26 protein-coding genes are annotated in these 23,796 nt (G+C 61.2%); 13 read left to right on the top strand and 13 right to left on the bottom strand.

Annotated elements, in window-relative coordinates; genetic code table 11:
• Positions 1–90: 90 nt before the first annotated feature.
• Together P3T20_RS16780 and P3T20_RS16775 are read left to right on the top strand one after the other, a co-directional pair.
• Entirely contained in the window at positions 91–696 is a 606-nt protein-coding gene (locus P3T20_RS16780; RefSeq protein WP_074266926.1) for an MlaC/ttg2D family ABC transporter substrate-binding protein, read from the top strand.
• A gap of 591 nt (positions 697–1,287) precedes the next feature.
• Positions 1,288–1,509 (top strand): hypothetical protein, encoded by a 222-nt coding sequence (locus P3T20_RS16775; protein WP_074266927.1) that lies wholly within the window; start codon positions 1,288–1,290, stop codon positions 1,507–1,509.
• Positions 1,510–1,545: 36 nt separating this feature from the next.
• Here the strand turns inward: P3T20_RS16775 and hpnH are convergent, their stop codons facing one another.
• Positions 1,546–2,697 carry an adenosyl-hopene transferase HpnH gene (gene hpnH / locus P3T20_RS16770; RefSeq protein ID WP_429287409.1) on the bottom strand — a complete coding sequence of 384 codons (1,152 nt, stop codon included), beginning with the start codon at positions 2,695–2,697 and terminating at the stop codon, positions 1,546–1,548.
• Between the two features lie 10 nt (positions 2,698–2,707).
• Complete coding sequence (gene ispH, locus P3T20_RS16765; protein WP_074266929.1) at positions 2,708–3,652, bottom strand: 4-hydroxy-3-methylbut-2-enyl diphosphate reductase; 945 nt, start codon at positions 3,650–3,652, stop codon at positions 2,708–2,710.
• A gap of 295 nt (positions 3,653–3,947) precedes the next feature.
• Between ispH and hpnC the strand changes: the two genes are divergently transcribed.
• Together hpnC and P3T20_RS16755 are read left to right on the top strand one after the other, a co-directional pair.
• Positions 3,948–4,814 (top strand): squalene synthase HpnC, encoded by an 867-nt coding sequence (gene hpnC / locus P3T20_RS16760; RefSeq protein WP_429287408.1) that lies wholly within the window; start codon positions 3,948–3,950, stop codon positions 4,812–4,814.
• Positions 4,814–5,989, top strand: a complete 1,176-nt coding sequence (locus P3T20_RS16755; RefSeq protein ID WP_429287407.1) for a glycosyltransferase — start codon at positions 4,814–4,816, stop codon at positions 5,987–5,989. The genes hpnC and P3T20_RS16755 overlap by 1 nt, the downstream gene beginning before the upstream one ends.
• A gap of 88 nt (positions 5,990–6,077) precedes the next feature.
• Here P3T20_RS16755 and P3T20_RS16750 read toward each other — a convergent pair whose 3' ends face one another.
• Positions 6,078–6,608, bottom strand: coding sequence for a hypothetical protein (locus tag P3T20_RS16750; protein WP_074266932.1), 531 nt, complete (start codon positions 6,606–6,608; stop codon positions 6,078–6,080).
• A gap of 102 nt (positions 6,609–6,710) precedes the next feature.
• Positions 6,711–7,721, bottom strand: a complete 1,011-nt coding sequence (hpnA, locus tag P3T20_RS16745; protein ID WP_429287406.1) for a hopanoid-associated sugar epimerase — start codon at positions 7,719–7,721, stop codon at positions 6,711–6,713.
• A 155-nt stretch (positions 7,722–7,876) separates the two neighbouring features.
• On the opposite strand from hpnA, the gene P3T20_RS16740 reads away from it, so the two are divergent.
• Positions 7,877–8,173, top strand: a complete 297-nt coding sequence (locus tag P3T20_RS16740; RefSeq protein ID WP_429287405.1) for an acylphosphatase — start codon at positions 7,877–7,879, stop codon at positions 8,171–8,173.
• A gap of 44 nt (positions 8,174–8,217) precedes the next feature.
• Here P3T20_RS16740 and egtD read toward each other — a convergent pair whose 3' ends face one another.
• Positions 8,218–9,186 carry an L-histidine N(alpha)-methyltransferase gene (egtD, locus tag P3T20_RS16735; protein WP_074266935.1) on the bottom strand — a complete coding sequence of 323 codons (969 nt, stop codon included), beginning with the start codon at positions 9,184–9,186 and terminating at the stop codon, positions 8,218–8,220.
• 501 nt (positions 9,187–9,687) lie between these two features.
• Positions 9,688–10,227 carry a DUF962 domain-containing protein gene (locus tag P3T20_RS16730; protein WP_429287404.1) on the bottom strand — a complete coding sequence of 180 codons (540 nt, stop codon included), beginning with the start codon at positions 10,225–10,227 and terminating at the stop codon, positions 9,688–9,690.
• A gap of 104 nt (positions 10,228–10,331) precedes the next feature.
• Here P3T20_RS16730 and P3T20_RS16725 point away from each other — a divergent pair, with 104 nt between their 5' ends.
• The gene (locus tag P3T20_RS16725; RefSeq protein ID WP_429287403.1) at positions 10,332–11,048 is read left to right on the top strand and encodes a Crp/Fnr family transcriptional regulator; all 717 of its coding nucleotides are present in this window, start codon (positions 10,332–10,334) and stop codon (positions 11,046–11,048) included.
• A 127-nt stretch (positions 11,049–11,175) separates the two neighbouring features.
• On the opposite strand, the gene P3T20_RS16720 is transcribed toward P3T20_RS16725, so the two are convergent.
• The 5 genes from P3T20_RS16720 to P3T20_RS16700 all read right to left on the bottom strand — a co-directional run bounded on the left by P3T20_RS16720 (position 11,176) and on the right by P3T20_RS16700 (position 14,902).
• A complete protein-coding gene (locus P3T20_RS16720) occupies positions 11,176–11,571 on the bottom strand; it encodes a hypothetical protein (RefSeq protein ID WP_429287402.1) in 396 nt (131 codons plus the stop codon).
• Between the two features lie 281 nt (positions 11,572–11,852).
• Positions 11,853–13,022: a glycosyltransferase family 4 protein gene (locus tag P3T20_RS16715; RefSeq protein WP_429287401.1), complete on the bottom strand. Its 1,170-nt coding sequence runs from the start codon at positions 13,020–13,022 to the stop codon at positions 11,853–11,855.
• A 369-nt stretch (positions 13,023–13,391) separates the two neighbouring features.
• Positions 13,392–13,652, bottom strand: coding sequence for a hypothetical protein (locus P3T20_RS16710; RefSeq protein ID WP_429287400.1), 261 nt, complete (start codon positions 13,650–13,652; stop codon positions 13,392–13,394).
• Positions 13,645–14,397, bottom strand: coding sequence for a DNA/RNA non-specific endonuclease (locus tag P3T20_RS16705; RefSeq protein ID WP_074266941.1), 753 nt, complete (start codon positions 14,395–14,397; stop codon positions 13,645–13,647). Before P3T20_RS16705 ends, P3T20_RS16710 begins: the two co-directional genes overlap by 8 nt.
• 145 nt (positions 14,398–14,542) lie before the next feature.
• The gene (locus P3T20_RS16700; RefSeq protein WP_074266942.1) at positions 14,543–14,902 is read right to left on the bottom strand and encodes a DUF3564 domain-containing protein; all 360 of its coding nucleotides are present in this window, start codon (positions 14,900–14,902) and stop codon (positions 14,543–14,545) included.
• Positions 14,903–15,133: 231 nt separating this feature from the next.
• On the opposite strand from P3T20_RS16700, the gene P3T20_RS16695 reads away from it, so the two are divergent.
• The 4 genes from P3T20_RS16695 to P3T20_RS16680 all read left to right on the top strand — a co-directional run bounded on the left by P3T20_RS16695 (position 15,134) and on the right by P3T20_RS16680 (position 18,465).
• Positions 15,134–15,556, top strand: a complete 423-nt coding sequence (locus P3T20_RS16695) for a rubrerythrin family protein (RefSeq protein ID WP_074266943.1) — start codon at positions 15,134–15,136, stop codon at positions 15,554–15,556.
• Positions 15,557–15,733: 177 nt separating this feature from the next.
• Positions 15,734–17,071: a heterodisulfide reductase-related iron-sulfur binding cluster gene (locus P3T20_RS16690; RefSeq protein ID WP_429287399.1), complete on the top strand. Its 1,338-nt coding sequence runs from the start codon at positions 15,734–15,736 to the stop codon at positions 17,069–17,071.
• Between the two features lie 30 nt (positions 17,072–17,101).
• A complete protein-coding gene (locus tag P3T20_RS16685) occupies positions 17,102–17,683 on the top strand; it encodes a DUF3501 family protein (RefSeq protein WP_429287398.1) in 582 nt (193 codons plus the stop codon).
• A gap of 119 nt (positions 17,684–17,802) precedes the next feature.
• Entirely contained in the window at positions 17,803–18,465 is a 663-nt protein-coding gene (locus P3T20_RS16680; RefSeq protein ID WP_429287397.1) for a DUF4410 domain-containing protein, read from the top strand.
• Positions 18,466–18,590: 125 nt separating this feature from the next.
• Here the strand turns inward: P3T20_RS16680 and P3T20_RS16675 are convergent, their stop codons facing one another.
• Positions 18,591–20,288 carry an acid phosphatase gene (locus tag P3T20_RS16675; RefSeq protein ID WP_429287396.1) on the bottom strand — a complete coding sequence of 566 codons (1,698 nt, stop codon included), beginning with the start codon at positions 20,286–20,288 and terminating at the stop codon, positions 18,591–18,593.
• Between the two features lie 239 nt (positions 20,289–20,527).
• Between P3T20_RS16675 and P3T20_RS16670 the strand changes: the two genes are divergently transcribed.
• A complete protein-coding gene (locus P3T20_RS16670) occupies positions 20,528–21,484 on the top strand; it encodes an IclR family transcriptional regulator (protein ID WP_429287395.1) in 957 nt (318 codons plus the stop codon).
• Positions 21,485–21,642: 158 nt separating this feature from the next.
• On the opposite strand, the gene P3T20_RS16665 is transcribed toward P3T20_RS16670, so the two are convergent.
• Positions 21,643–22,776, bottom strand: coding sequence for a porin (locus P3T20_RS16665; protein WP_429287394.1), 1,134 nt, complete (start codon positions 22,774–22,776; stop codon positions 21,643–21,645).
• A gap of 377 nt (positions 22,777–23,153) precedes the next feature.
• On the opposite strand from P3T20_RS16665, the gene P3T20_RS16660 reads away from it, so the two are divergent.
• Together P3T20_RS16660 and P3T20_RS16655 are read left to right on the top strand one after the other, a co-directional pair.
• Positions 23,154–23,468 (top strand): non-heme iron oxygenase ferredoxin subunit, encoded by a 315-nt coding sequence (locus tag P3T20_RS16660; RefSeq protein WP_074266950.1) that lies wholly within the window; start codon positions 23,154–23,156, stop codon positions 23,466–23,468.
• 1 nt (position 23,469) lies between these two features.
• Positions 23,470–23,781, top strand: a complete 312-nt coding sequence (locus P3T20_RS16655; protein WP_074266951.1) for a recombinase-like helix-turn-helix domain-containing protein — start codon at positions 23,470–23,472, stop codon at positions 23,779–23,781.
• Positions 23,782–23,796: the final 15 nt, after the last annotated feature.

The following is a 23,796-nucleotide window of genomic DNA, read 5'->3' as shown; positions in this document are numbered from 1 at the left end:
GGCACGGACGAAGCACCAAAATCGGTATACTGGCTTTCAGCGTGGCCCAGTGGGTCATCCAGTGGTCATATTTACTGTCCTGATGAGCTTATGAAACGTTATCTGTCTGCTTTTCTGGCAGCGGCGGTGGTTTCCACCGCGGCTTTTGCGCAAACCGCGCCTGACGCAGTGGTAAAGAATGCTGTTGAAGGCACGGTCAGCGCGATGAAGGCCGACCCGCAGGCGCGCGGCGGCGACATGGGCAAAATCACCCAGGTGGTGGTAACACATTTCGTGCCTGCAACGGACTTTCAGCGTACGACGCGGATTGCTGTGGGCAAGGCGTGGACGACGGCATCGCCGGAGCAGCAGAAGCAGTTATACGAGCAGTTTCAGACGTTGCTGGTGCGGACTTATGCTGCTTCGTTGGCGCAGTTAAGGGATCAGGATGTGACGTTTAAGTTCGCTCCTGCGAATGTTGGCGCTGGCGGCAAGGATGCTGTTGTGCAGTCGCACGTGTTGAGCAATGGCGGGGATGATTCGGTTGGGTATCGGATGGAGAAGACCGATTCCGGTTGGAAGGTTTACGACATCGATATGATGGGGGCATGGCTGATTCAGGTTTATCAGACGCAGTTTGCAGATCAACTCGCTAAGGGTGGGGTTGACGGGCTTATTAAATTTTTGACTGAGCATAATGCTCGGAGTGCGGGATAGGGCTTTGGTTTTTTTGCCTGCGGCGCCTTGGTTTTTTGGTTTTACTGGGGTGTTGGCCTTTCCTTGCTTTGTTATCGGTCTATTAGCTTCGCCCCTGTGCGGGGCGGCACTTACTTTCTTTGCCGCCGCAAAGAAAGTAAGCAAAGAAAGCGGGCTTGCAACCGCCAGCCTGTAGGTGTCCACCACTGGCATGAAGCCGAAGTGGTCCGCGCACGCAATGTGCCCCCACGCCACCCCCGTTAGTGACAAGGCAGTCATCCGTTCCAGCGTCGCGCTACGCGCCCCGCCGTTGGGCATAACGCCCTTCTCATGCTCTGTAGGGATGCTGACTATGTTGGGTGGACTTGTTTGGTGGGCTGAGAAGTTCCTTCACCTCGCGTCCGGGAGCGGCGGAATGTGCGGCGTTCTTTGCGTTCCAGCGACCCCCGCCTTCCTTTGCAAACCCATCCGCGACGCACGTAGTGCGGAGTGGGGTGGATGAGTGCTTTGTCACTAAGTGTGGTGGTGCGAGGGCACGGTGCGTGCGCGGACCGCTCCGGGTTAGCTTGAGTGGTGGACACCTAAAGGCTAGCGGTTGGAAGCCCGCTTTCTTTGCTTACTTTCTTTGCGGCGGCAAAGAAAGTAAGTGCCGCCCCGCACAGGGGCATCGCTAATAGACCGATAAGACAGCAAGGAAAGGCCAACACCCCAGTAAAACCAAAAAACCAAGGCGCCGCAGGCAAAAAAAGCCCCGCAAAGAGCGACAAAAAAAGCAAAAAGCGCACCGTCAAAAACCCGATGCGCTTCAAGCAACAACTAAGCGGAAAACAGTAAAACCAAGCCCCGCGAAGGGCCCCAAAGCGGGCAGCTTTAATGAGCCGTAGCAGTCTGGACCTTCTTCCCCTTACCAGCGCGCCCAATCTCCTCAAGCTTGATCTCGACATGCCGCGAGAAAACAAACTCAGCAGGCCTTTGCTTATCCAGAGGAAGATCCTTGGCAAACGCGCCTGAAGTCTTAGGCCCGCGCAGCGAAACCCCAAGAGCCTTCAGCGGATGGGTAACCGTATCCATGACGGCGGTAGCCTCAAACCCACAGTGCACCATGCAGTCAGCACACTTCTCGTAGTTACCCGTACCGTACTTCTCCCACTCCGTCGTCTCCATCAGTTCCTTGAAGGTCTTCACATACCCTTCGCCGACCAGATAGCACGGCTTCTGCCAGCCAAACACCGTACGCGCCGGATTACCCCACGGCGTGCACTGATACGTCTGATTACCGGCCAGGAAATCGAGGAACATCGCCGACTGGCTAAACGACCAGTTCTTGCCGTTGTTGCCGCGCTTGAAAATCTCGCGGAACAGATGCTTCGTCTTGTCGCGGTTCAGGAAGTGCTGTTGGTCCGGCGCGCGTTCATACGCGTAGCCCGGCGAGACGGTGATGCCGTCCACGCCCATTTCCTTGACCGTATCGAAGAACTTGGCGACACGCTCCGGCACAGCGTCGTTGAACAACGTGCAGTTGATGTTCACACGGAAACCGCGGCGCTTCGCTTCCTTGATCGCGGCCACTGCCTTGACGTACACACCCTCTTGCGACACCGAGTGATCGTGCGCCTGCTCGTCGCCGTCCAGATGCACCGACCACACGAAGTACGGGTTCGGCTGGTAGTCGTCCATCTTCTTTTCCATCAGCAGCGCATTCGTGCAGAGATACACGAATTTCTTGCGCGCGATGATGCCCTTCACGATCTGCGGCATTTCCTTGTGCAGGAGCGGCTCGCCGCCTGCGATGGAAACGACCGGTGCGCCACACTCGTCCACCGCGCCCAGACACTCTTCGAGCGACAGACGCTGGTTCAGAATAGGATCCGGATAGTCGATCTTGCCGCAGCCATTGCAGGCAAGGTTGCAGCGGAACAGCGGCTCGAGCATCAGCGCCAGCGGATAGCGCTTATTGCGCGACAAATGCTGACGCATGATGTATGCGCCAACCCGGACTTTCTGGAGCAACGGAATAGACAAGGTGTCCTCCTTAAACTTCGCGTGCGGCGAGTGGTTGCGTCAGCTTCGACGGCAACTTGAATTCAACTTTCTCTTCTCGGCCAGCCATCGTCGTAACGTCGACAGGCCCCAATGCGCGTAGCGCATCGATTACGTTTTCAACCATTTCCTCAGGCGCCGAAGCGCCCGCTGTGATGCCGACCGTCTGCACATTCGCAAACCACTCCGGCTTCACTTCCGAACCGTCCGCCACCAGATAGCTCGGTACGCCCGTCTCGCTGCCAATCTCGCGCAGCCGGTTCGAGTTCGAACTGTTCGTTGCGCCCACCACCAGCAATACATCAACCTGCGTGCTCAACTCGCGCACCGCCGCCTGGCGGTTTTGCGTCGCGTAGCAGATGTCCCGTGTATCCGGACCCACAATGTTCGTGAAGCGCCGCTGCAACGCGTCGATGATGCCGCGCGTGTCGTCTACCGACAACGTCGTCTGCGTCACATACGCAAGCGGCGCGTCCTGCGGCAGATCCAGGTGCGCGACCTCGGCCTCGCTCTGCACCAGCAATACCTTGCCGGGGATCTGGCCAATCGTACCTTCGACTTCCGGATGGCCCGCGTGGCCGATCAGGATCAGCGTGCGGCCGGCGCCCACGTATTGACGCCCCTGCACGTGCACCTTGGTGACGAGCGGACAAGTGGCGTCGAGCACGTCGAGGCCGCGTTGCTCCGCGGCGCGCTCGACGGTCTGAGCCACGCCGTGCGCGCTGAAAATCGCCACGGCGCCTTCCGGCACCTCATCGAGCTCTTCGACGAACCGCGCCCCTTTCTGACGCAGGTTGTCGACCACGTGCCGATTATGGACGATTTCGTGACGCACATAGACCGGTGCGCCGTGTTGCTGCAACGCGCGATCGACGATTTCGATCGCCCGGACCACCCCCGCACAAAAGCCACGGGGTTGAGCAAGGATGACTCGCATAGGCTGCCGAACTCCGACTGACGCTGGTTTCGATGAAGTCGGTAAAAACGACTTTGTCGCCGCGACCATGATATTAATTGATGTCTTAAACCAGCGTTAAGCCGGTAGACGAAAACCAAACGCGCATTCTAACGCTATCGGGCTTGCTTTGCTCTGGCCAGGGCCGGGTCGAGTGGGCTGTAAGCGCCGTGCCGCAAGATTTGCGCGCTGCAGTCCCAGTGCGGAACCCTTAAACTATGTGGCCCTGCGGTGCATGCTTACAACCGCATTACCGAATGGATTCGAGGCTCGTTGCGTGGAAGCCGACCACTACGAAAACTTACCGATCGCCGGCGCATTGCTGCCGAAGAGGTTGCGGACCCCGGTCGGCGTGATCTATCAGGTGGCCCGTACGGCCGCTGACATCGCCGAGGAAGGCGACTGGAGCGCCGCCGAGCGTCACACGCGCCTCGCCGACTTCCGGGCCGGTCTCGACGCCGTGGCAAGCGGCCGGATGGCGCCGGTTCATCCGCTGCTGTTCGGCAAGCTCGCTGGCGTGGTTGCACAGTATAAACTGCCGCTCGCACCGTTCTACGATCTCGTGGCCGCGCTCGACCAGGAGATTGACACCACCCGCTTCGCTGACCGGTCGGCTCTGCTCGACTATTGCCGCCGCTCCGCGCACCCGGTGGGGCATCTGATGCTGCATCTGTTCGGCGCTGCGAGCCCGGCGAATCTGGCCGACTCCGACACGATCTGCACGGCGCTCCATCTGATCAATTTCTGGCAGAACGTCGCGATCGACTTCAAGAATAGCCGCGTCTACCTGCCGCAAAGCGACCTCGCGCGGTTCAATGTCAGCGAGTCGCAAATCGGCGGCGGCGTGGTCGACGATAGGTGGCGCGCGTTGATGGCTTATGAAGTGGCCTACGCCCGCGCAATGCTGGTCCGAGGTGCGCCGCTCGCGCTGCGTATCCCGGGGCGCGCAGGAATCGTTCTTTGCGGCATCGTCCATGGTGGCTTGCGCATTCTGGAGCGCATCGAGCGGGCGGGCTACGATGTGTTCCGCCATCGGCCAGCGCTCGATAGCTTCGACTGGTCTGTTGTCACGGCGCGCGCGCTCGCGATGTGGCTGTCCCGGCGCGTCAGCGTGCGCGCCACTTCGATTGAGGGCAACGCGTAATGCAGGTGGTTCTGTTCGTTCTGTCGTGTCTTTCGCTGCTGATCTGGTGTGTGCTGCTGTTTTTCCGCGGCGGCTTCTGGCGCGCGCGTCCCGCTGCTCCGCTCGCGACCGCGCCGCGCGACGCATGGCCGGCGGTAGCCGCCGTGGTACCGGCGCGCAATGAAGCCGATGTGATCGCGCAGGCGGTCGGTACGCTGCTCGCCCAGGAATACCCCGGTCCTTTCCATGTGATCGTAGTCGACGACCACAGCACCGACGGCACCGCCGACGCCGCCCGCGCGGCCGCACTCCAGTTGCAATGCTCCGACCGTCTCACGGTGCTGACCGCAAAACCGCTGCCGCCGGGTTGGTCCGGCAAGGTATGGGCACAGTCGCAGGGTATCGAGGCGGTGCGCACGCTGGGTCTGCCGGCCGACTTCCTCCTGCTGACCGACGCCGACATCGGCCACCCCACCGACGCCGTCACGCAACTCGTTGCGCGAGCCGATGCGGAGAAGCGCGACCTGGTCTCGCTGATGGTGCGGCTGCGTTGCGATTCGCTGTGGGAGAAGGCGCTAATCCCGGCCTTCGTGTTTTTCTTCGCCAAGCTGTATCCGTTCTCGTGGGTCAACAACCCGCGCAACAAGACCGCGGCGGCGGCCGGCGGCTGCATGCTGGTGCGGCGTACGGCGCTGGAAGAAGCGGGCGGTATCGAGTCGATCCGCGGCGAACTGATCGACGATTGCAGCCTTGCCGCGCGTATCAAGCATCGCGGTGAGGGGCGTCATCCGATCCGGCTGGATGTGGCGGCGCGCAGCGTCTCGCTGCGTCCCTACGACAACTCGGGCGAGATCTGGAACATGATTGCGCGCACGGCGTTCACGCAGTTGCGCTACTCGGGATGGTTGCTGGCAGGCACGCTGGCGGGCATGACGATCATCTACCTGATCCCGCCCATAGCGGCACTCTTGCTCGGGCCGTTGGACTGGCCCGCCTGGCTCGCCTGGGCGGCGATGTGCTGCGCGTATGCGCCGATGCTGCGCTACTACGGCCGCTCGCCGCTGTGGGCTCCGTTCCTGCCGCTGGTGGCGCTGTTCTATGTCGGCGCGACGTTTGCGTCGGCCGTGCGCTATTGGCGCGGAAAGGGCGGTCAGTGGAAGGCGCGTGTGCAGGCGCCGGTGCAACAGGACCGGTGAGCGCAGCAGCGGACTGGATGCTGCGCGGCGGTACCTGTTGGCTCACCGCCACGCCGCATCAAGGCAAACGCCTCACGCCGCTGTCACCTTACCGTTGCGTAAGCAGCGCGTACATCTGAATGACGTTAGCCGGCGAGAACGTGAACGGCACCCAGCCGTGGCCGGTGTGCCGCACGATCAGCAGGCGGTCACCGTTCGACTGTTTCTGTACCGCCATGACCGGGTTGCGGGTCGATGCGAAGCGCCAGCCGGCTGGCACGCCCATCGGCGGCTCGGGCGTCATCGAAGCGCGTGCATTCGCCAGCTCCTCGATCAGCTGACCCACCTGCTCGGGATGCAGCGAGACGGTCTTGCCGGCGATCGTCATCGTGATGACGTTCTGAGCGGGACGGCCAATTGAAAGAGTGGGCTTCTCTTCAGCAGCTGCCTCTTGAGCTGACGCGTCTTCGCTTGCCGAAGCCGCTGTTGGCGCGACTTGCTCAGCCTGAGGCGCGGGCGCCTGGGACGCTGCGTTTGCTGCGGGTGTCTCGGGGATGTTCTGGGCCTGCGGGGCCACGACAGCCTGAATGAGCTGAGCGACGCCCACTTCAAGCGCGCCGAGCTGTTCGTGAAGGTTCATGCGAGGATTCTCTGGTAAGACCCGCGATTTTACCTGTTGCGCGCGGGCTTTAACCCGCCGCGGGTCGCGCGACGTTGTAACAAAGTGCGTGCGGGTCCGGCCTCACGCCTTCAGATACCCCGCCTGCCTGAACCACTCGAGCGCATCGGCCAGACCCTCGCGGTAAGGTCGTGCGCGATAACCGAGTTCGCGTTCCGCCTTCGCGGACGTGAAGTACATCTTGTTCTTCGACATCTTCAGACCGTCGACGGTCACAAACGGTTCTCGCTTCGTGATTTTCGCCACCGCTTCGGCGCCCATCGCCAGCGGATAGAGCGGCCAGCGCGGCAGGCTGATGGTTGGGGCTTTGCGTCCAGTGAGCGCGGCGATATCGGCGAGCATCGCCTGCAGCGGCAGGTTCTCGCCGCCGAGGATATAGCGCTCGCCAATCTTGCCGCGTTCGAGCGCGAGAAAGTGGCCGGCCGCGACGTCGTCGACGTGCACGAGGTTCAAGCCGGTGTCCACGAAAGCCGGAATCTTGCCGAGCGCCGCCTCGACGATGATGCGCCCGGTCGGCGTGGGCTTCACGTCGCGCGGGCCGATGGGCGTCGAAGGATTGACGATCACTGCGGGCAGGCCGTCTTCGGCAATCATCCGCTCGACCGCGCGCTCCGCCAGCACCTTGCTGCGCTTGTACACACCGATCGCCTGCTCGGCCTTGAGCGGTGAAGTCTCGTCGGCCGACTGGCCGGAGCTCGTGACCTTCAGCGTCGCCACGCTGCTGGTGTAGACGATGCGCTCGACGCCTTCCTTCAGCGCCGCACGCATGGTCGCCTCGGTGCCTTCCAGATTCGAGCGTTCGATCTCGCCCGGGTCCGGCGCCCACAAACGGTAGTCAGCCGCGACATGTAGCAGATAGCGCACGCCGTGCAGCGCGGCGCGCATCGACGCTTCGTCGCGCATGTCGCCCACGACGATTTCGGCATCGAGCGCTTCGACATTGCGGCGCGGACTGGTGGCGCGCACCAGCACGCGCACCCTGAAACCTTTCTGTTGCGCAATGCGCGCCACCGCCGAGCCGACAAAGCCGGAAGCGCCGGTGACGAGTACGAGATCGCGATTCTGATCCATCATTCTTTTTCAATTCCCTGCGTGGCGGTCGTCGGATTGTACGTGGCGCGTGCAGAGCGTGTCGCATTGCGCTGACTTCTTACGGGTGATGCCGTGCAAGCAATCTCGCCACGAGACGACTAGAATGCCCGCTTGAAAGTTTGCTTTGAGAGGACGGCATGACAGGCCCGGATCTGGATTCGCGGATCGAAACGTATTACGTGCGGGTGCGCGGCGTCGTGCAGGGCGTGGGTTTTCGCCACGCGACGGTACGCCAGGCGCACGCGCTCGGTATCAAAGGATGGGTGGCGAATCTCGACGATGGCTCGGTCGAAGCCATCTTGCAGGGAACGGCCAATCAGGTCGACCGGATGCTCTCGTGGCTGCGCCATGGGCCGCCGGCCGCCCGCGTGAGCGAAGTGGCCGGCGAAGAGCGGTCAACGGAAAAGCGCTACGAGCGATTCGAACAGCACTAGGCTGAGCGGTCGCGATTAAGGGTGGTTACCAGGCCACCCGTCTCTTACCGTGCGACCAGCAGGCTCTCGGCAAATCCCCACTCCCGCTCGACCCACTGATGACTGCACGCGAAACCGGCATCGTCGGCGATCGCGTGGACTTCCTCAGCGCGGTACTTGTGGCTGCTTTCGGTCCAGATGGTCTCGCCTTCTTCCAGCGTCACCGTCAGTTGCGCGGCCCGCACATGCGCAGTGACGGCGCGCCGTGCGCGCAGATGCATTTCGATGCTGCGCGCGTCGGGATTGAAACGCGCCACGTGCTCGAACGCATCGAGCGGGAAGTCGCCGCCCAGTTCGCGGTTGATCCGCGCGAGCAGGTTCAGGTTAAACGATGCAGTGACGCCAATCGGATCGTCGTAGGCCGCGACCAGCACGGGGATCGGCTTCTCGAGATCGGTGCCGAGCAGCAACGCGTCGCCGGGGGCCAGCATGCTGCGGATCGAACGCAGAAAGCGTGTTGCCGCAAGGCGGCTGAAATTGCCGATCGTGCTGCCGAGAAACAGCACAAGCAGCCGTTCGCCCGAAGCGCGCTTCTTGCTCACTTCTGCAAGGCCCGCCAGATAATCGCGCTCGTAACCGACGATCGAAATGCGTTCGATGTCGCCCAGTTCGCGCCGACATAATTGCAACGCGGCGCGCGAAATTTCAATCGGGAAGTACGAAGTGGGGCGCTTTTTACACAGCGCTTCCAGAATTCGGCGTGTTTTGCGGCCGCTGCCGCTGCCCAGTTCGGCGACGGTGACGTCGTGCGGAAGCTGCTCGACGATCTCCGCTGCGTGCTTTGCGAGCAGTCGTTCTTCGGCGCGCGTCACGCCATATTCGGGCAGTACGGTGATCACTTCGAACAGCGCGGAGCCGACTTCGTCGTACAGGTACTTGGACGGCAACTCCTTTTGCGGCGCGTGTGTGAGGCCGGCGCGGACTTCATTGGCGAACTCGGGCGAGACTTCATGCGATAGGGCTGGCTGAGTCATGCTTGCTCCAGTTTTCACGTTCTTCTGACGATTATCTGTCTGGGTAGAGTGTTCACGGGCGCGACACGGGAGGCGTCGCACGCGTCAGGAAGGAGCGGACCGTGGGTCCGCATGGACGGCGATTTAGCCGGGCTAGCCGGGGTGATCAAGCAAGAAGCGCGCTTGCACGCTGTTACGCGGCGGCGCGCCGTGTCATTGGCGCAATGGTGGATCGGCCTACGCGTGAAGTTATGTTCTAGTCCATCGCAGGCCATCGCGCACGAACTAATTATGCGCGGAGGCGCCTGGTTTTGCTGGCAACGCGTCTGGCGTCCAGGAGGCCGGCTCGTGGCACGGGAATCATCAAATTGAAATGAAGCTTGCGTATCGGCGTGATGAGCGGAGTTGCGGTGCGTGCCAGCGCAGTTCGCACGACGCCGCCGGGCATTCCGTCCGATGAATGCCCGCGAGGCGGGAAGATTGGCATCGCGACGAAACTGGCATCGCGGTTAGGTGTCAGCGTCAATGATGCGCGGCGGCGCGGTCCGGGTTGATGCGGGTCGGGCCCACTTCGGCTTCGATTGCTTCGCGTAGCGCAGGACGCCAGCCGAATTCAAACAGCGCTTCAGCTAGCACGAACAGCGGACCGATCAGCAGGCCGATGACATCGTCGACGAAGGCCGGCTTACGATGCTCATACGCCATGTGACCGACGAACTGAAACACCCAGCCGACGACGAATAGTCCTATACCGCTGGCCAACCAGGTGAGCGTGGATTGCGCGGCGAGCCATTGACCACAGATGAGGCAGAGTGCCGAGAAGATCGCCATCATCACGCCCAGCGGCACATCGAGCACGAGGTAGTAGAGCGTGCCCCCTACCAGCATCACCCACGCGGGCGAGAGCTGCAATGGCAGCGCGGCAAACACCCACGCGGGGCGGCTCGACAACACTGCGAGCGCCAGCACGATCATCGGAATGCCGATGAAATGCGTGGCGATATTGCGCCGGTCGCGGTGGTAAGCGGCGTACTGGGTCAGTTGTTGGGTCAGCGTTCTCATGGGTGCCGTTCCTGGATCAAAGCCATCATAATCGCGCTCAAGCGGTTCTGAAACCTTCGGGTAGCCGACAATCTCCGCACTCCAGTCCAGCATGGTGCCAGCCTATGAGTTCGCCTTCGCCCCTGAATGATCCGCTTGCGACGCTTGAACGTAGCGCGTGGTTCCGTGCCGCGCCCGAAGCGTTGCGCACACAACTGGTTCAGCTAGGTCGCGTTGAGCGTCTGCAGACAGGCGAGCGGCTCTTCAGACGCGGGGATCCTGACGACGGCCTCTACTGCGTGCTGGATGGCCTCATGCGTATCAGCGCAGCGAGCTTTGCCGGTAAAGAAGCACTGCTTGCGGTGATCGAACCGGTTAACTGGTTTGGCGAGATCGCGTTGTTCGACGGCCGCGAACGCACGCATGATGCATACGCCGAGCGCGAGTCCGTGCTGTTTCATTTGCCGCGTGCGGAACTGGCTGGGCTGCTCGAACGTGCGCCGCAGTACTGGCATTGCTTCGGTCTGCTGTTGACGCAAAAGCTGCGCCTCGCGTTCGACGCAATTGAAGAGGCGGCGCTGTTGCCGGCGGCGCAGCGCATCGCGCGTCGCTTGCTGCTGATGGCGGGTGGCTACGGCGAACCGGGTGTTTTGCGGCGCGTGCTGAAGGTGCCGCAAGAAGATCTCGCGATGATGCTGGCGTTGTCCCGCCAAACCATCAACCAGATTCTTAAGCAGTTCGAAGCACAGGGTGCACTGCAACTGCGGTATGCTGAAATAGAAATCGTCGACGTCAAGATACTCGCGGCGCTGGCTGACCCGGACGCGAATCGGCGTTCATAGGCTTGATCACGTGAGCTCGCCGTAAGTAAAAGCAAAAAAGGCGAGTCCGTAGACTCGCCTCCCCAACGGCATATTCGGCTTCGACTATAAGACCCCGGCGGCCGGATTATGTCGGCGACCGATCACCCTAGTTGGTTTTGGTAGCGTCGGTCTTTGCGCCGTCTGCCTTCACCGGCGCAGTGCTGGCCTCCTTGCTGCTATCCCCTGCGGCCTTTGTTTTTTCGGCATTGGCAACCGAGGCGTGCTTCTTCTTGCTGACCTGATGCGCCTTGGTCTTTTGCGTGTGAGTGGGCGCGGTCTTTTTGGCGTGAAGCTTTGCTTCGGTCTTTTCGGTGGAAGCGCTGTCTTGCTTCTTCGAGATGTCGGTCTTCGCTGCGTCCTTAGACGCCGCGCCGCCAGCTTTGAGATTTGCCTGGCCAGCCGCTTGAGTTTGTTGATCGCCTGACATCGCCGGTGCAGCGGTTTGTGCAAACACCGTCGAAACGAGCAGGGTGGAAGCGAGGGCAGCAAGAATCATCTTCATGGTTTAACTCCGTGTGTCGCGGCTGAAAAGGTTCAGCGCTGCCGGTTTAACGCTGGCCGGATCACAGGAGTTGACGCTGCTCTGGTGACAAAACGTAACGACGGAAACAATCGCTTCTCACGGACAATGCGTAAGCGTCGAAGCTCACGCATCTGGAGATTTAAGTTTTCCTTAAGAAATGTGAGAGGCGAGTGTGCGTACGATGTGAAGCACGCTCGTGAACATGACGCCGGAGCGTGGCAACACTTGATTAGATATGCTGACCGGTACCGGCGTGTTGCTCAGAACTTCTCTATGGCGTCGCGGTAGACTCCCGCGATTTGCGGCACGATAACCGAGTGGTCGAAGTGCTTGCGCGCGTAGCGGCGGCATGCGTCGTGACTTGGGGTGAGGCGTACGCCGAGTAGCGCATCGGCGATACCGCCGCCAAGCGCCATGTGGTCTCCGGACTGCACCACCAGATCGTCCGATAGTGGCGCCACGGCATTCGCAGCCCCCCCTTCGGAGGTCACCAGAACCGGTGTGCCAGTCGCCAGCGATTCAATGGCCGTCAGCCCGCAGTCTCTCATGTTGACGGTCGGCACAACCGTGAGGTCTGCCGCGCGGTAATACTCGGGCAAGACGTCATCCGATACGAAGCCGGCGAGCCGAACATGTTCCTCAAGACCGCGCGCGATGATGCGCCCGTAAAGCCGGTTTTGCTCGGGACCCATGCCGGCCATCACCAGAAGTACCTCGGGCACGCTCCTCTTGACGATAAAAATCGCGTCGACCAGCTCGTCGAGGCCGATGCCCGGGACCAACGGCCGCGCGCACAGCAGAATCGGCCGGTCGTTCGGCAGACCGAGGCGCTTACGCGCCTGCCTTTTGGTGAAACGTAACGCAAAGCGCGAGGTGTCGACGCATCCTGGCACCACGCTAATCGCTTCTTCCGGCACCTGGTAGCGCCTGTGCAGGACGTCACTGGACTCCTGCGACAGCACGATATGGCGAGTAGCGCCGCCGTACACCATGCGCTCGAGGCCGTAGCGTATCGGCCCTAACAAGGCGGCCCCGCGTTCGGTCCTGTGTTCGTCGACCCAGGAGCCGTGAAAATGCACGACACGCGGTATCTTGCCGAATTTGCCCAGGGTCGGCGCAGCCTGTGACGCAAAGTGCAACGCAACCACGTCGGGTTGACGCACCGGTTCAAGCGCGCCTTTAGGAGGGGCGCGGCGTAAAAGTTTGGCTAGGCTCGCCTGCGCGTTCGCGAAGGTCTGCACGATAGCGTTCGATGGCGCGGTTGAAACGGGCAGCGGTGGGAGCACCGGCGACTCAGCGCTCGGATCGTGTACGTTGACGCCATGACTGGGCAGTGCTGCGGCCAGGGTCTGGAGCATCCGGTCGAGACCATCGGCCCTGGCCGACGGACGGTGCATGCCAATCTGCAGGGAATCAATCGGTTCGCTCATGATCGCGCTCGCGCTAACGATTGCGCGACTGCAGCGCAAATGTTTTCCGGTACGAGACACGTACGCTTCTGGAACGAATGGACACCGGTGCCGCATTTCCGGCTACCCGGATTGCCTACCTGCCCGACGTCCACGAGGAACTGCGGATCTTTCCGATTCATGACTGCCCCTGCGGCTTGTTTGGTGCGGCGCGCCCGGTTCAGGCAGCGCTAAGTCTTTGTGCGTGCACGGTACGTCTGCAAATCGCGTATTTCTGTGTGCTAGCGCACCCAACGCCTGGCAGGAGGCTAAGGTTTTTACAAATTGTTACGATGTCGATCGTCTTGTCGGCGCTTTTGGCCTGACATGGCCGGTTTCGCCAGAAATCCGTCAATTGAATGGATTGTCGGTGACGGCGGGTTTTGCGTCTGGTTCGTCCTTGATCTGCTCAGGTAAATGAGCTTGGGCCTGCAATGTTTCGACAACCCGATCCAGCGCCTGCTTCAAGGCAAGCGCAGCCTGCAGACCGCGTTGGTCTTTGGTCAACTCGAGCGTGCCGCTCAGCGTGACACGCGTCGTACCGTTGCTGACGGTCAGCGCGTCGCCCTCAATGTTGAGTACGTCGTTGTCGTTCGCGAATGCGTTAAACACCTTTGAGTCCTCCTGGCCGTTGATCCTTCAGTGACTCGGGAATGCCCGGAAAGCGGATCCCGCTCATCGTTTCGAGTTCGTGCACGGTTTTGATGTCGTAGCGATTCGTCGAGATGTTGTCGACCACCACCGCGAATGCCATCTGCCTCGACGGCACATACACGACCTTGAACAACTGCGTCGGCACGAAGACTCTCGTGGGTCCGATGGTTTGCAATTGCTGGCCATTGAACATCGGGCCGGTCACGACGTAGGTGTCGTCGTAGCGGAAGGCGATCCCACGTACCGAGGTTTCGATGCGCGCCCACAAACGCTGATTGTTCTCGCGATTCTGCGGTACGACATTCGCCAACGTAAACGACTGTGCCATTGCCTGCGGATTCCAACGGTTGCCGGCGGGACTCATGTGACCACGGTCATAGCCACTGTGCCTGTAATCGTCGAGGGTCGCGCCCTCACCATCCGGCAGACGTGCGTCCGCGAAAAACTTGTTTGTGCGCACCATGTCCTGCGCGGCATCCATATGCGCACGAGTCAGATGTTCTGCAGACCAAAGCGGTCCATGCGTGATGCCCGAATGCAAGACCGCGAAGTCGGAGTAGCAGAGCATGCGCGTCTTCGGCGCCATCCGCGCATTGGCCAGTACGGGCCATTGCGCGTTGGGCGTGAAGTCGGTGCAGGAGGAGGGTGCAGCAATCGCGTGAGCCGCGACGGCGAACAACAGAGAGGCAAACCACTTCTTCATGGGTGAGGTATAGGACGAACGAGGGGGCAAAAGTATAGCGTCGTGCGTGAGGTTCGCGCGAGCAAACCGACGCATCGACGCGTGGGATCAGAAGTGACGCGAAGCAACAGAAACAACAACCCGGCCGCTCAACCCAAACTCAGCCCTAGCTATCGAACACCCGATGTTCCGCGCGCGTGGGCTGACGATCGACAGCTTGCAGACGCCAGTAACCATTAGTGGGCGCACGCGCCGGCACACACGTCCACGCGGCCGATCCCTGCGCCGAGCTGACGCGTTGCTTGCGGTCCACGTGCAGTCCGCGCAGCGTGCAAAGCGGTGCGTCGGTGCTGGGCGCGCAGAGTGTCGTGACGCCGTCGGCGTCGCGCAGTTCGCCCCAAGGGGGCAGATCGATCCCTTGATGCGCTTCTCTCGACCACCGGCGCTCATCGGTGTCGAGCCATAGCACAGCGTAATCGTGACTGACGGTGGGATCGGAACCGTTGATGAGAATGGTCAGGCGCATGGCAGTTCCGTTTACAGAGTGCGAAGTATCGCCTTAACAGTCTAGACCGGACTTCGCGTTATGCAAGGCAAACGGCTATCGGCGGCATTGAAAAACACAATTGGGGAACGTCTTGTCCAGCTTCTAGATTTAAAGACACGGTGCAGTCATGCGCGTCTGCCCGGGAGGTGACCGGACGATCGCTCGTCCATCGTCGCGCACCCCACATTACAGGTTTGTATGGAGGCTCAGATGTCGCAACTCAAGGGTTCGAAGACCGAGGAGAACTTGAAGGCAGCATTCGCCGGCGAATCGCAGGCGAACCGTCGTTATCTGTATTTCGCAGCAAAGGCCGACGTCGAAGGCCAGAACGATGTCGCGGCGCTATTTCGCTCCACCGCCGAAGGCGAGACCGGTCATGCGCACGGGCACCTCGAATATCTCGAAGCGGTAGGCGACCCAGCCACGGGACTACCGTTCGGCTCGTCGCGGCAAAATTTGCAAGCGGCCATTGCCGGTGAAACGCACGAATATACCGACATGTATCCGGGCATGGCGAAGTCGGCGCGCGAAGAAGGCTTCGACGAAATCGCCAACTGGTTTGAAACGCTCGCAAAGGCCGAGCGTAGTCACGCGAACCGTTATTCGAAAGCGCTCGAAGCACTGGTTGACTGATACGGCGCGCTACGACAGCCCGGCACGCATCGGCGCGAGCGCCGGCCCCGGTTAGACAGGCAACGAAAGCCTGCGGCACGGTCCGCAGGCTTTCGTTCTTGTGGGCGCGCCGCATGGTGCGGTGCACCGTCGGCTACGAAACACAAAAACAAACCCGCATTCAAGGAGTTCGACTCCATGCCCCACAAAGAAGGCAGCCTCGAGGCGCCCACCCGGCATCCGCTCGACTGGCTTTCGGAGGCGTTCTACGATCAGGACGCGCTTGACCAGGAACTGGCGCGCGTCTTCGATATCTGCGCGGGGTGCCGCCGCTGCGTCTCGTTGTGCGGTGCGTTTCCAGCGCTGTTCGATCTGGTCGACGCCACCGACACCGGCGAAATACACGAGGTCGATAAAGCCGAGTTCGGCAAAGTGGTCGATCAATGCTATCTGTGCGACCTGTGCTACATGACGAAGTGTCCATACGTGCCGCCGCATCCGTGGAACGTCGATTTTCCGCACCTGATGCTGCGCGCCAAGGCGATCGACTACAAAAGCGGCGACGTCAAGCTGCGCGACAAGTTTCTCTCGAATACCGACGCGCTTGGCCACCTCGCAGGCATTCCGGTGGTGACCCAAACGATCAACGCAGTCAATCACACCGCTGCGGCGCGCGGGATGATGGAGAGCGCGCTTGGCGTGGACAAGAACGCCTGGTTACCGAATTTCGCTCCGCGCAAATTCCGCAGTGCCGCAAAGAGGTCTCGCACCGCTGCCGTGCGCGATGGCGAGCGCACGCCCGGTAAAGTGGCGATTTACGCGACCTGTTACGTGAATTTCAACGAACCGGGGATCGGTCACGATCTGCTCGCCGTGCTCGCGCACAATGAAATTCCTTACGAACTGGTGAAGAGCGAAGCGTGCTGCGGCATGCCGTTGCTCGAACAGGGCAATCTGCAGGGCGTCGCCGATAAAAAGGCCAAGAACATTCCTGTGCTTGCGAAATACGCTCGCGAGGGCTACGCGATCATCGGCGCGATTCCGAGCTGCGTGCTGATGTACAAGCACGAACTGCCCTTGATGTTCCCCGACGACGCCGATGTCCGCGCCGTCAGCGAGGCCTTCTGGGATCCGTTCGAATATTTCGTGTCGCGTCATCGCGATGGACTCCTGAAGACCGACTTCAAGAACCCCCTCGGAAAAGTGGCGTATCACGTGCCGTGTCATGCGCGGGTGCAGAACATCGGCCGCAAAACGTCCGAGACGCTGGCGCTGGTCCCCGATACGCAGGTCACCGTGGTCGAGCGCTGCTCCGGACATGCCGGCACGTTCGGCGTGAAGAAGGAGTTCCACCGCACGGCGATGCAGATCGGCACGCCGGTTTTCAAGGCGATGGCGCAGCCGCACCCCGATTACATTTCATCGGATTGCCAGCTGGCCGGCCATCATATCGAACAGGGGCTCGACGAAAGCGGCTTGTCGAAAGGACAGCTTGCGCATCCGCTGACGTTGCTGCGCAAGGCGTATGGCCTCTGATAACCCCTCACTGACTGGAAGGACACCGAGATGAGCATCGCCCGTAACTCGCTGCTGTCGCTCGAAAACTATTCGAAGTCGCGTATCGCGATGCGCGCCAAGGTGATCGAGCACAAGAAAGACCGTACGGTCGCGCTCGGCAACCACGTCACGTTCCTGTTCGAAGACGAAACCACGATCCGTTATCAGATTCAGGAGATGCTCCATATCGAGAAAATTTTCGACGAGGACGGCATTCAGGGCGAACTGAATGCCTATTTGCCGCTGGTGCCGGACGGCAGCAATCTGAAGGCGACAATGCAGATCGAATACGAGAACGAGATCGAGCGGCAGGCGGCGCTGGCGCGGCTGATTGGGATTGAGGACCGCGTGTTCCTGCAGGTGGTGGGCGAACCGCCGGTCTATGCGATCGCCGACGAGGACCTGGAGCGCGAAAACGAGCAGAAGACTTCGGCCGTGCATTTCGTTCGTTTCGAGCTGACGCCCGCGATGAAAGCGAAGCTACGCGACGGCGCGGCGCTGCAGATCGGCTGCGATCATCCGAATTATCCGGTGCCGACCGAGGCTATCGAGCCGAAGGTGCGGGCGGCGTTGATGAAGGATCTTGCGTGAGGTGCCCGGCGCAGACCCTAGGGGTTTATCCCTTGCGCAAATAAGTGCGTGCCAACCTTACCTGGCAAGCTTGGCCATGTAGGATAGCGGCGTCAATACGACGATCGCGGAGGCGCGTCATGCTACGTCGATGGATGCAACCCGCCGTGGTGGCGGCGTCGCTCGGCACGCTTACCGTTGCCAGTTGCGCCGCTGACAGCGCGCCGCTTCAGCCCCCAATCGTCTATGTGGCTGACTTCGATCTCGACGTCGCCAACGTCAAGCCGGACAGCGGCCCTGGCAGCCGACTGCGGCGCTTTGGCAGTGCGTTGCCGAGCGGTCCTCTACGCTCGTCGAAAGATCCGCAAACCCATGCCAAAGAGATCGTCGCCGAAATGGCGGAGAACCTCACGGATGATCTGAGCAAAGCCGGGATCGACGCGCGCCGGATGCCACTTGGCGCGGCGTTGCCGGCTACGGGCTGGCAGGTGCGCGGCGTGTTTCTGAGCGTCGACGACGGTAACCGCCTGCGTCGCGCGATGGTAGGTTTCGGTGCGGGCCAGACTGACTTTCAGGTGGCCGTTTCGCTCGACGATCTGTCGACGCCCACTCTCCCACCGCTCTACGAGAGCACCGAACAAGGCTCGAGCAAAGATAAACCCGGCGCCGTCATCAAGCTCAATCCGTACGTGATTGCCGCGAAGTTCGTGATGGCCGGCCAGGACGAGAAATCCACGATCAAAAATACCGCACAGCAGATTTCGGACTCGGTGGTGGAGAAGTTGAAGGCCAAAGCGCAGTAAGGGCGGAACGGGGTGTCGCGAAGGCACGCGGCTGCAGCCTCCGAGGTGAGTGCCTACTTACGCCAGACGGGCCGCCCGACGGTCCCGCCACCAGCATTGGCAGGACCGCCACACGCCTTTGCCAATCAGGCTAGATTCAGCGTCCCCGTCATATCGCCCAGCGGCGCCAAGCCGTTTTGCGCGAACGCACGATCGCGCGCCACCACCCCGTCGAGCGGCCTCAGTCCGTGCACCCGCGTGATGAAGCGCAGGATCGAATTGGTGTCGTAGACGGTGTGATCCACATAGCCCTTCTTTGCGAGCGGCGAGACGACCAGCGCCGGAATCCGTGAGCCCGGACCCCAGCGGTCGCCCTTCGGCGGCGACACCGGATCCCACCAGCCGCCGTTTTCGTCGACGGTGACGATCACCACCATGTTGTTCCACTGCGGGCTGCGCTGCAGATGGTCGATCACCGTGGCGATATGGCGGTCGCCCGATTCGACGTCCGCATAGCCCGCGTGCATGTTCAGATTGCCTTGCGGCTTATAGAACGTGACGGCCGGCAAACGCCCCGCGTCGATATCGGCGAGCAGGCGATTGGTCGACGCGTCGTCGCCCACGCCCGCGTCGCGCAGATGCTGGCGGCGCGCCTCGGTTCCCGGCGCATAGCTGACGAAGTAGTTGAACGGTTGATGGTGATACTGGAAGTCGGGCACATCGCCGGTATCGTGATGATCCATCGCGTACTGCCAGGCGCCCGCATACCACGCCCAGTCGACGCCCTTATCCGACAGACGATCGCCAATGGTTGCGTAGTTCTGCGGCGGCAGCACGCGCGGATTGGACAGATCGGCCATCGACTTGTCGCCACCCGGCGCGGGCGGCACAAAGCTCGGCTGATACGGCGGCGCCATCGTGTTGACAGCGTAACCATCGGGCGTGAACAGGCCGTCGTTAACGAACTTCGGCGGCCCATCGAGTGCGGAAGCAGGCGAGTGCGCCGCCACCTTGAGCGCGGTGCCGGCCGGATCATCCCCTTCGACCACGGAGACAAACTGCTTCGCCGCGCTGTTATGCACATCCGGCACGAGCGGCGCCTGGGCGGAAATCAGGAAGATGTGGTTAAGCCACGAGCCGCCGAAGGCCGCCATAAAGAAGTTGTCGCACAGCGTGTACTGCTGCGCGAGATTCCAGATTCGCAGCGTTTCGGCGGAACTGCGGTAATGCCCCATCACCAGACCGCCCGAGTCAGCCCAGGCGACGAACTGGTTGTTGCGCCCGGCGTTGATCTGCATCTGGTTCTGATAAAAGCGGTGCCACAGGTCGCGCGTGATCACGCCGTTTGGCAAAGGCGCGCCCTGTGCATCGGTGATGCGGAATGGCTTGTTGTTCAGACCGGCGATGTCATGCTCGCCAATCATGTAGCGCTTGCCGTCCACCTCCTGCGCTTGCGGCACGAGGCCGCCCCAGATCTTCGGCAGTTGCGGCAACGGCGTCTTGCCGTCGCGATCGAGTTGCACGTAGCGCTCGGCCGGTACGGCATCGAGCGGATGCTGCACGCCCGGGAAATTGCCATACAGATTGGCGAAGCTGCGGTTCTCGGCGTAAATCACCACGATCTGCTTCACCTGATCGTGCAACGCGGCGTCGAGCCGCAGGTCGGCGGCACTGCGCGGGGTGGCGGCTGCCTGCTCTTCCGTGGTGCAGCCGGCGAGGGCGAGTCCCAGCCCTACCGCCGCGATGCCGGTGAGGACCCGGCGACGCTCGGGGTTGTCAGGGCTGTCGTCGCCGGCAAACGCCGCGTTCGCATGCGGCAGGGGCAAATCGTCTTTTTCGTTCATTGGTATGGCTCCTCAGGTCTGGTTCGCTCCCGCGTGCCGTTCGCACACGTCGACGATCCGCAATGATCGCTCGCGACGTCGTCATTTTGTGTGTCAAACGAAAGACACGGCTGCAGATAGCGGTTCGACTTCGGCGACATCGTACGATGCCAGAATTCGCTTCATCCGGCCAAATTCGCCCGCGACGCTTCGCGCTATCATGCTGTCCTATAGACGATCAGCACGAACCACAGCCGGACATGGCAAAAGAAAACATGACAGGAGCGGGACGCAAACAGGCCAGGCCGCGCAGCGATGCGCCAGCCCCGCACGAAGAGGCCGCAGCACCCGTCGACCTGACCGACACTGCCGATGACGAGAGCGCCGGTGGCTCGACCTACCTCGTCCCGGGTCTGGAGCGCGGGCTGCGCATTCTTGCGGAGTTCAGCGCGCGTGAACCGGTGCTGGGTGCGCCGGAGTTATCGAAGCGCATCGGCATTCCGCGTACCACCACCTTTCGTTTGCTGCAGACGCTGGAAGCGCTCGGGTTTCTCGAGCGCGTGAACGGCGACCGCCATTTCCGGCTGAGCGTGGCGGTGTTGCGGTTGGGCTTCGAATATCTGAGTTCGCTCGAACTGACGGACGTGGGTACGCCGCTGCTCGAGCGCTTGCGTGACGCGACGGGACTCAGCGCGCATCTTCTGATCCGTGATCAGCGTGACGTGGTATTCGTTGCGAAAGCCCAGGCGCACGATCCGATGTTCAGCTCGGTCAAGGTGCATGTCGGCACACGTCTGCCGGCGCATGCGACTGTGCATGGCCAGGTGTTGATGGGCGATCTCACATACGACGAACTGCGTCAGCTTTATCCGGAGCCGCAACTCGAGCGCTTTACCGATCGCACTCCGGCCACTGTCGAAGAGCTCAATGAGCGGGTTCGCGAAAGCGCGGCGCAGGGCTATGCGGTGAGCGAAGCTTCGTTCGAGCGAGGCATTTCGGTGGTGACGGCGCCGGTGCGTGACCAGACTGGCCGCATCGTGGCGGCTTTGACGGTGACGGTGCCGCGCTCGGATATTGGTGACGCCAGCGAACGAGAGCCTCTGATCGCGGCGGTTTGCAATGCGGCTGTTGAGTTGTCGACACGCCTCAATTACCGTCCGCCCGCGGACGATCCGACCGTGGTCGAGGCACGCCGCAGGACTCTCGCCGCGAACTAGGCCAACCGGGCGAACCGGGCAAGCGACGCCGCAAAGCGATGCGGCCGGCTGCAGGGCAACCGGCCGCTTACTCAACTCTCTAAAGAAAACGCCCGGCCGCTCCGGATTTTATCGAGTACATCGGCGGACCTGCCACGCAGTGACAAATCCGGTAGCACTCAGAACGAGTGGTGAATGCCCGTCAGAAACACCGTCTGATTGCGGCTATCCGAGACGCCTGCCGTGAAGAACGCCGCATCCGTATTCGACCCCGCACGCTCATACAGCGCGTTCACATAAATCTGCGTCGACTTCGACAGCGCATAGATATCGCCGATCTCGAACTGCGTCCAGCGATGACCATCGAAGCTCGTCGTCGCCGCGCCACCCGCTACGCTGTTAAACGGCGTGAACTGATAGTTCGCGCCCGCATCGTAGCTCTGATACGTGCTCGAGTAGCCGGGCGATTCCAGCTTCACACGCGTGTACAGACCATGCACCAGCAGGTTGCCGAACTGGTAGGACGCACCTGCACCCATGTTCTCGACATTGTCGGCCGTGTATGCCGTGGCCGCGACACCCTGGAAGCGCGTGATGCCGGTCGTGACGATCGACGGCGTGCGGTCATGTTCATTCGAGTAGACCGCGCCGGCATTGAACGGCCCGTTTTTGTAGCTGGCCTCGAAGCTCAAGGTGCGACCGGTCGCGAAGTTCGTCGTATTGCCCAGCCCCATCATCGCGCCGACCGTGAAGCCGGCAAAGCTGGTTGAGCGGAACTTCACCGAGTTGTTGAACGGCACGACACTCGTATCTGCCAGCTCATCGATATTGCCCGGGTGGAACGCATACCAGCTCGCGGCGAGATAACCCGTGCTCAACGGACCCAGCACATCGAAGTTAAACGGCGTCTGGTGACCGAGCGTCAGCGTTCCGATCTGATCGGAACTCAAACCGACATACGCCTGACGATTCCACAATGTTCCGGGCGAAGCCATTGCCCCAGTCGTCGTATAGAAGCCATTTTCCAACTGGAAGATGGCGTGCAGACCGCCACCCAGATCCTCTACTCCCCTCAGACCCCAACGGTCAGGCTGCATGTTGCCCTGCTCTGCGATCCATTTCGAACTTCCGCCGGCATTGCTGATGTACGCGACTCCGGCATCGAGACTACCGTAAAGCGTGACACTGCTTTGCGCCCATGCCCCTGTCGTGGCGCACATCGCTGTGAGTGCGACTGCAATGATTCTTTTCACCGTTGGTTCTCCTAATCGTGTGACGAATGGCTGGATCCCATTCCGCCGTCCGTAGTGCATTGAGTGAGGGAGCGTTGGTCCTGGTTTATGCGCCAAAACTCTGCTTCTTATTTGTTCCACCTATGGGCATGTGTATCGCCTATGGAAAGTATAGGGTCTTCAGAAGTGGTCAAAATAAATTTTCGAGCCCCGAGGAAACCCGAATGCCGCAGGAGGGACGGTTTCAGTCGTGGACAAAAAAGCCTTACGGAATAGGCACGTAGGCTGACGCTCGTGGTCAGGTGAGGAAGGGAACGGTGTCTTTCCTCCGCCACATCAGTGTTTTCCCCTAACGCCGCAGATTTTTATTTTTTCTCGCTCAGACGGCTCCTATAATTGTCCATACACGAACTGATGTTCCTTGTATGGAACATTCGGGATTCAGGAGAAGGTAGCACATGACTGAAGAATGGCGTTGCGCCGGACATGCCGGCGACCTGTCCGAAGACGCGCCGCTCGAGTACAAGCTCGAAGGCACGGAGATCGGCATCTACAAGGTGGGCGATGCGCTGTACGCGCTGGAAAACGTCTGCCCCCACGCGTACGCGTTGCTGACGCAGGGATTTGTCGACGGCGATACCGTCGAATGCCCGTTGCACGAAGCCGTGTTCCATATCCCGACTGGCAAGTGCTTGAAAGAGCCGGGCGGCCGCGACCTGAAGGTGTATGCGGTTCGTCTCGCCGGTGAAGAAATCCAGATCAAGGTGGAATGACATGCGAGAGCAAGCCGTGAAATTCAATCCCTCCCTGAAGCCGTGGCTCGCGCCGCAGCCGAACAACGTGGCCGGCAAAGGCGTCATCGAAAAGCCGGGCGAGGCGCAAAACCTCGTGTGGCAAACCCGCAAGGCCGAACCGACGCAATACGAGAACGACTTCGGCGATGCGCTCGAGAAGGTGTTCGATGCGGGTGCGGTGGAGTTGCAGGACGTTGTCGACGGCTTGAACCGCATCGGCTTCCGGACCCCGGAAGGCGCGGCGTGGACCGCCGAACGCCTGACCGCCGAATTCCGCCTGCTCGCCGAATAGGCGCGCTACCCAGAC

The organism is Paraburkholderia sp. GAS206C (assembly GCF_050435645.1).
Classification (GTDB): Bacteria; Pseudomonadota; Gammaproteobacteria; order Burkholderiales; family Burkholderiaceae; genus Paraburkholderia; species Paraburkholderia phenazinium_B.
Note: the sequence above shows the minus strand (reverse complement) of the source record. Positions and strands in the feature narration are given on the sequence as shown.

Excerpts from the sequence above, each read along its gene's own strand:
- egtD (WP_074266935.1), bottom strand. The coding sequence starts at position 9,186 with ATGACTCAGCCAGCCCTATCGCATGAAGTCTCGCCCGAGTTCGCCAAT.
- P3T20_RS16705 (WP_074266941.1), bottom strand. The coding sequence starts at position 14,397 with ATGAAGAAGTGGTTTGCCTCTCTGTTGTTCGCCGTCGCGGCTCACGCG.
- P3T20_RS16665 (WP_429287394.1), bottom strand. The coding sequence starts at position 22,776 with ATGCACTACGGACGGCGGAATGGGATCCAGCCATTCGTCACACGATTA.
- P3T20_RS16725 (WP_429287403.1), top strand. The coding sequence starts at position 10,332 with ATGAGTTCGCCTTCGCCCCTGAATGATCCGCTTGCGACGCTTGAACGT.
- ispH (WP_074266929.1), bottom strand. The coding sequence starts at position 3,652 with ATGCGAGTCATCCTTGCTCAACCCCGTGGCTTTTGTGCGGGGGTGGTC.
- P3T20_RS16720 (WP_429287402.1), bottom strand. The coding sequence starts at position 11,571 with ATGAAGATGATTCTTGCTGCCCTCGCTTCCACCCTGCTCGTTTCGACG.
- P3T20_RS16655 (WP_074266951.1), top strand. The coding sequence starts at position 23,470 with ATGCGAGAGCAAGCCGTGAAATTCAATCCCTCCCTGAAGCCGTGGCTC.
- P3T20_RS16780 (WP_074266926.1), top strand. The coding sequence starts at position 91 with ATGAAACGTTATCTGTCTGCTTTTCTGGCAGCGGCGGTGGTTTCCACC.
- P3T20_RS16685 (WP_429287398.1), top strand. The coding sequence starts at position 17,102 with ATGAGCATCGCCCGTAACTCGCTGCTGTCGCTCGAAAACTATTCGAAG.
- P3T20_RS16740 (WP_429287405.1), top strand. The coding sequence starts at position 7,877 with ATGACAGGCCCGGATCTGGATTCGCGGATCGAAACGTATTACGTGCGG.
- P3T20_RS16695 (WP_074266943.1), top strand. The coding sequence starts at position 15,134 with ATGTCGCAACTCAAGGGTTCGAAGACCGAGGAGAACTTGAAGGCAGCA.
- hpnA (WP_429287406.1), bottom strand. The coding sequence starts at position 7,721 with ATGATGGATCAGAATCGCGATCTCGTACTCGTCACCGGCGCTTCCGGC.
- P3T20_RS16675 (WP_429287396.1), bottom strand. The coding sequence starts at position 20,288 with ATGAACGAAAAAGACGATTTGCCCCTGCCGCATGCGAACGCGGCGTTT.
- P3T20_RS16690 (WP_429287399.1), top strand. The coding sequence starts at position 15,734 with ATGCCCCACAAAGAAGGCAGCCTCGAGGCGCCCACCCGGCATCCGCTC.
- P3T20_RS16750 (WP_074266932.1), bottom strand. The coding sequence starts at position 6,608 with ATGAACCTTCACGAACAGCTCGGCGCGCTTGAAGTGGGCGTCGCTCAG.
- P3T20_RS16660 (WP_074266950.1), top strand. The coding sequence starts at position 23,154 with ATGACTGAAGAATGGCGTTGCGCCGGACATGCCGGCGACCTGTCCGAA.
- P3T20_RS16680 (WP_429287397.1), top strand. The coding sequence starts at position 17,803 with ATGCTACGTCGATGGATGCAACCCGCCGTGGTGGCGGCGTCGCTCGGC.
- P3T20_RS16715 (WP_429287401.1), bottom strand. The coding sequence starts at position 13,022 with ATGAGCGAACCGATTGATTCCCTGCAGATTGGCATGCACCGTCCGTCG.
- P3T20_RS16730 (WP_429287404.1), bottom strand. The coding sequence starts at position 10,227 with ATGAGAACGCTGACCCAACAACTGACCCAGTACGCCGCTTACCACCGC.
- P3T20_RS16700 (WP_074266942.1), bottom strand. The coding sequence starts at position 14,902 with ATGCGCCTGACCATTCTCATCAACGGTTCCGATCCCACCGTCAGTCAC.
- P3T20_RS16755 (WP_429287407.1), top strand. The coding sequence starts at position 4,814 with ATGCAGGTGGTTCTGTTCGTTCTGTCGTGTCTTTCGCTGCTGATCTGG.
- P3T20_RS16670 (WP_429287395.1), top strand. The coding sequence starts at position 20,528 with ATGGCAAAAGAAAACATGACAGGAGCGGGACGCAAACAGGCCAGGCCG.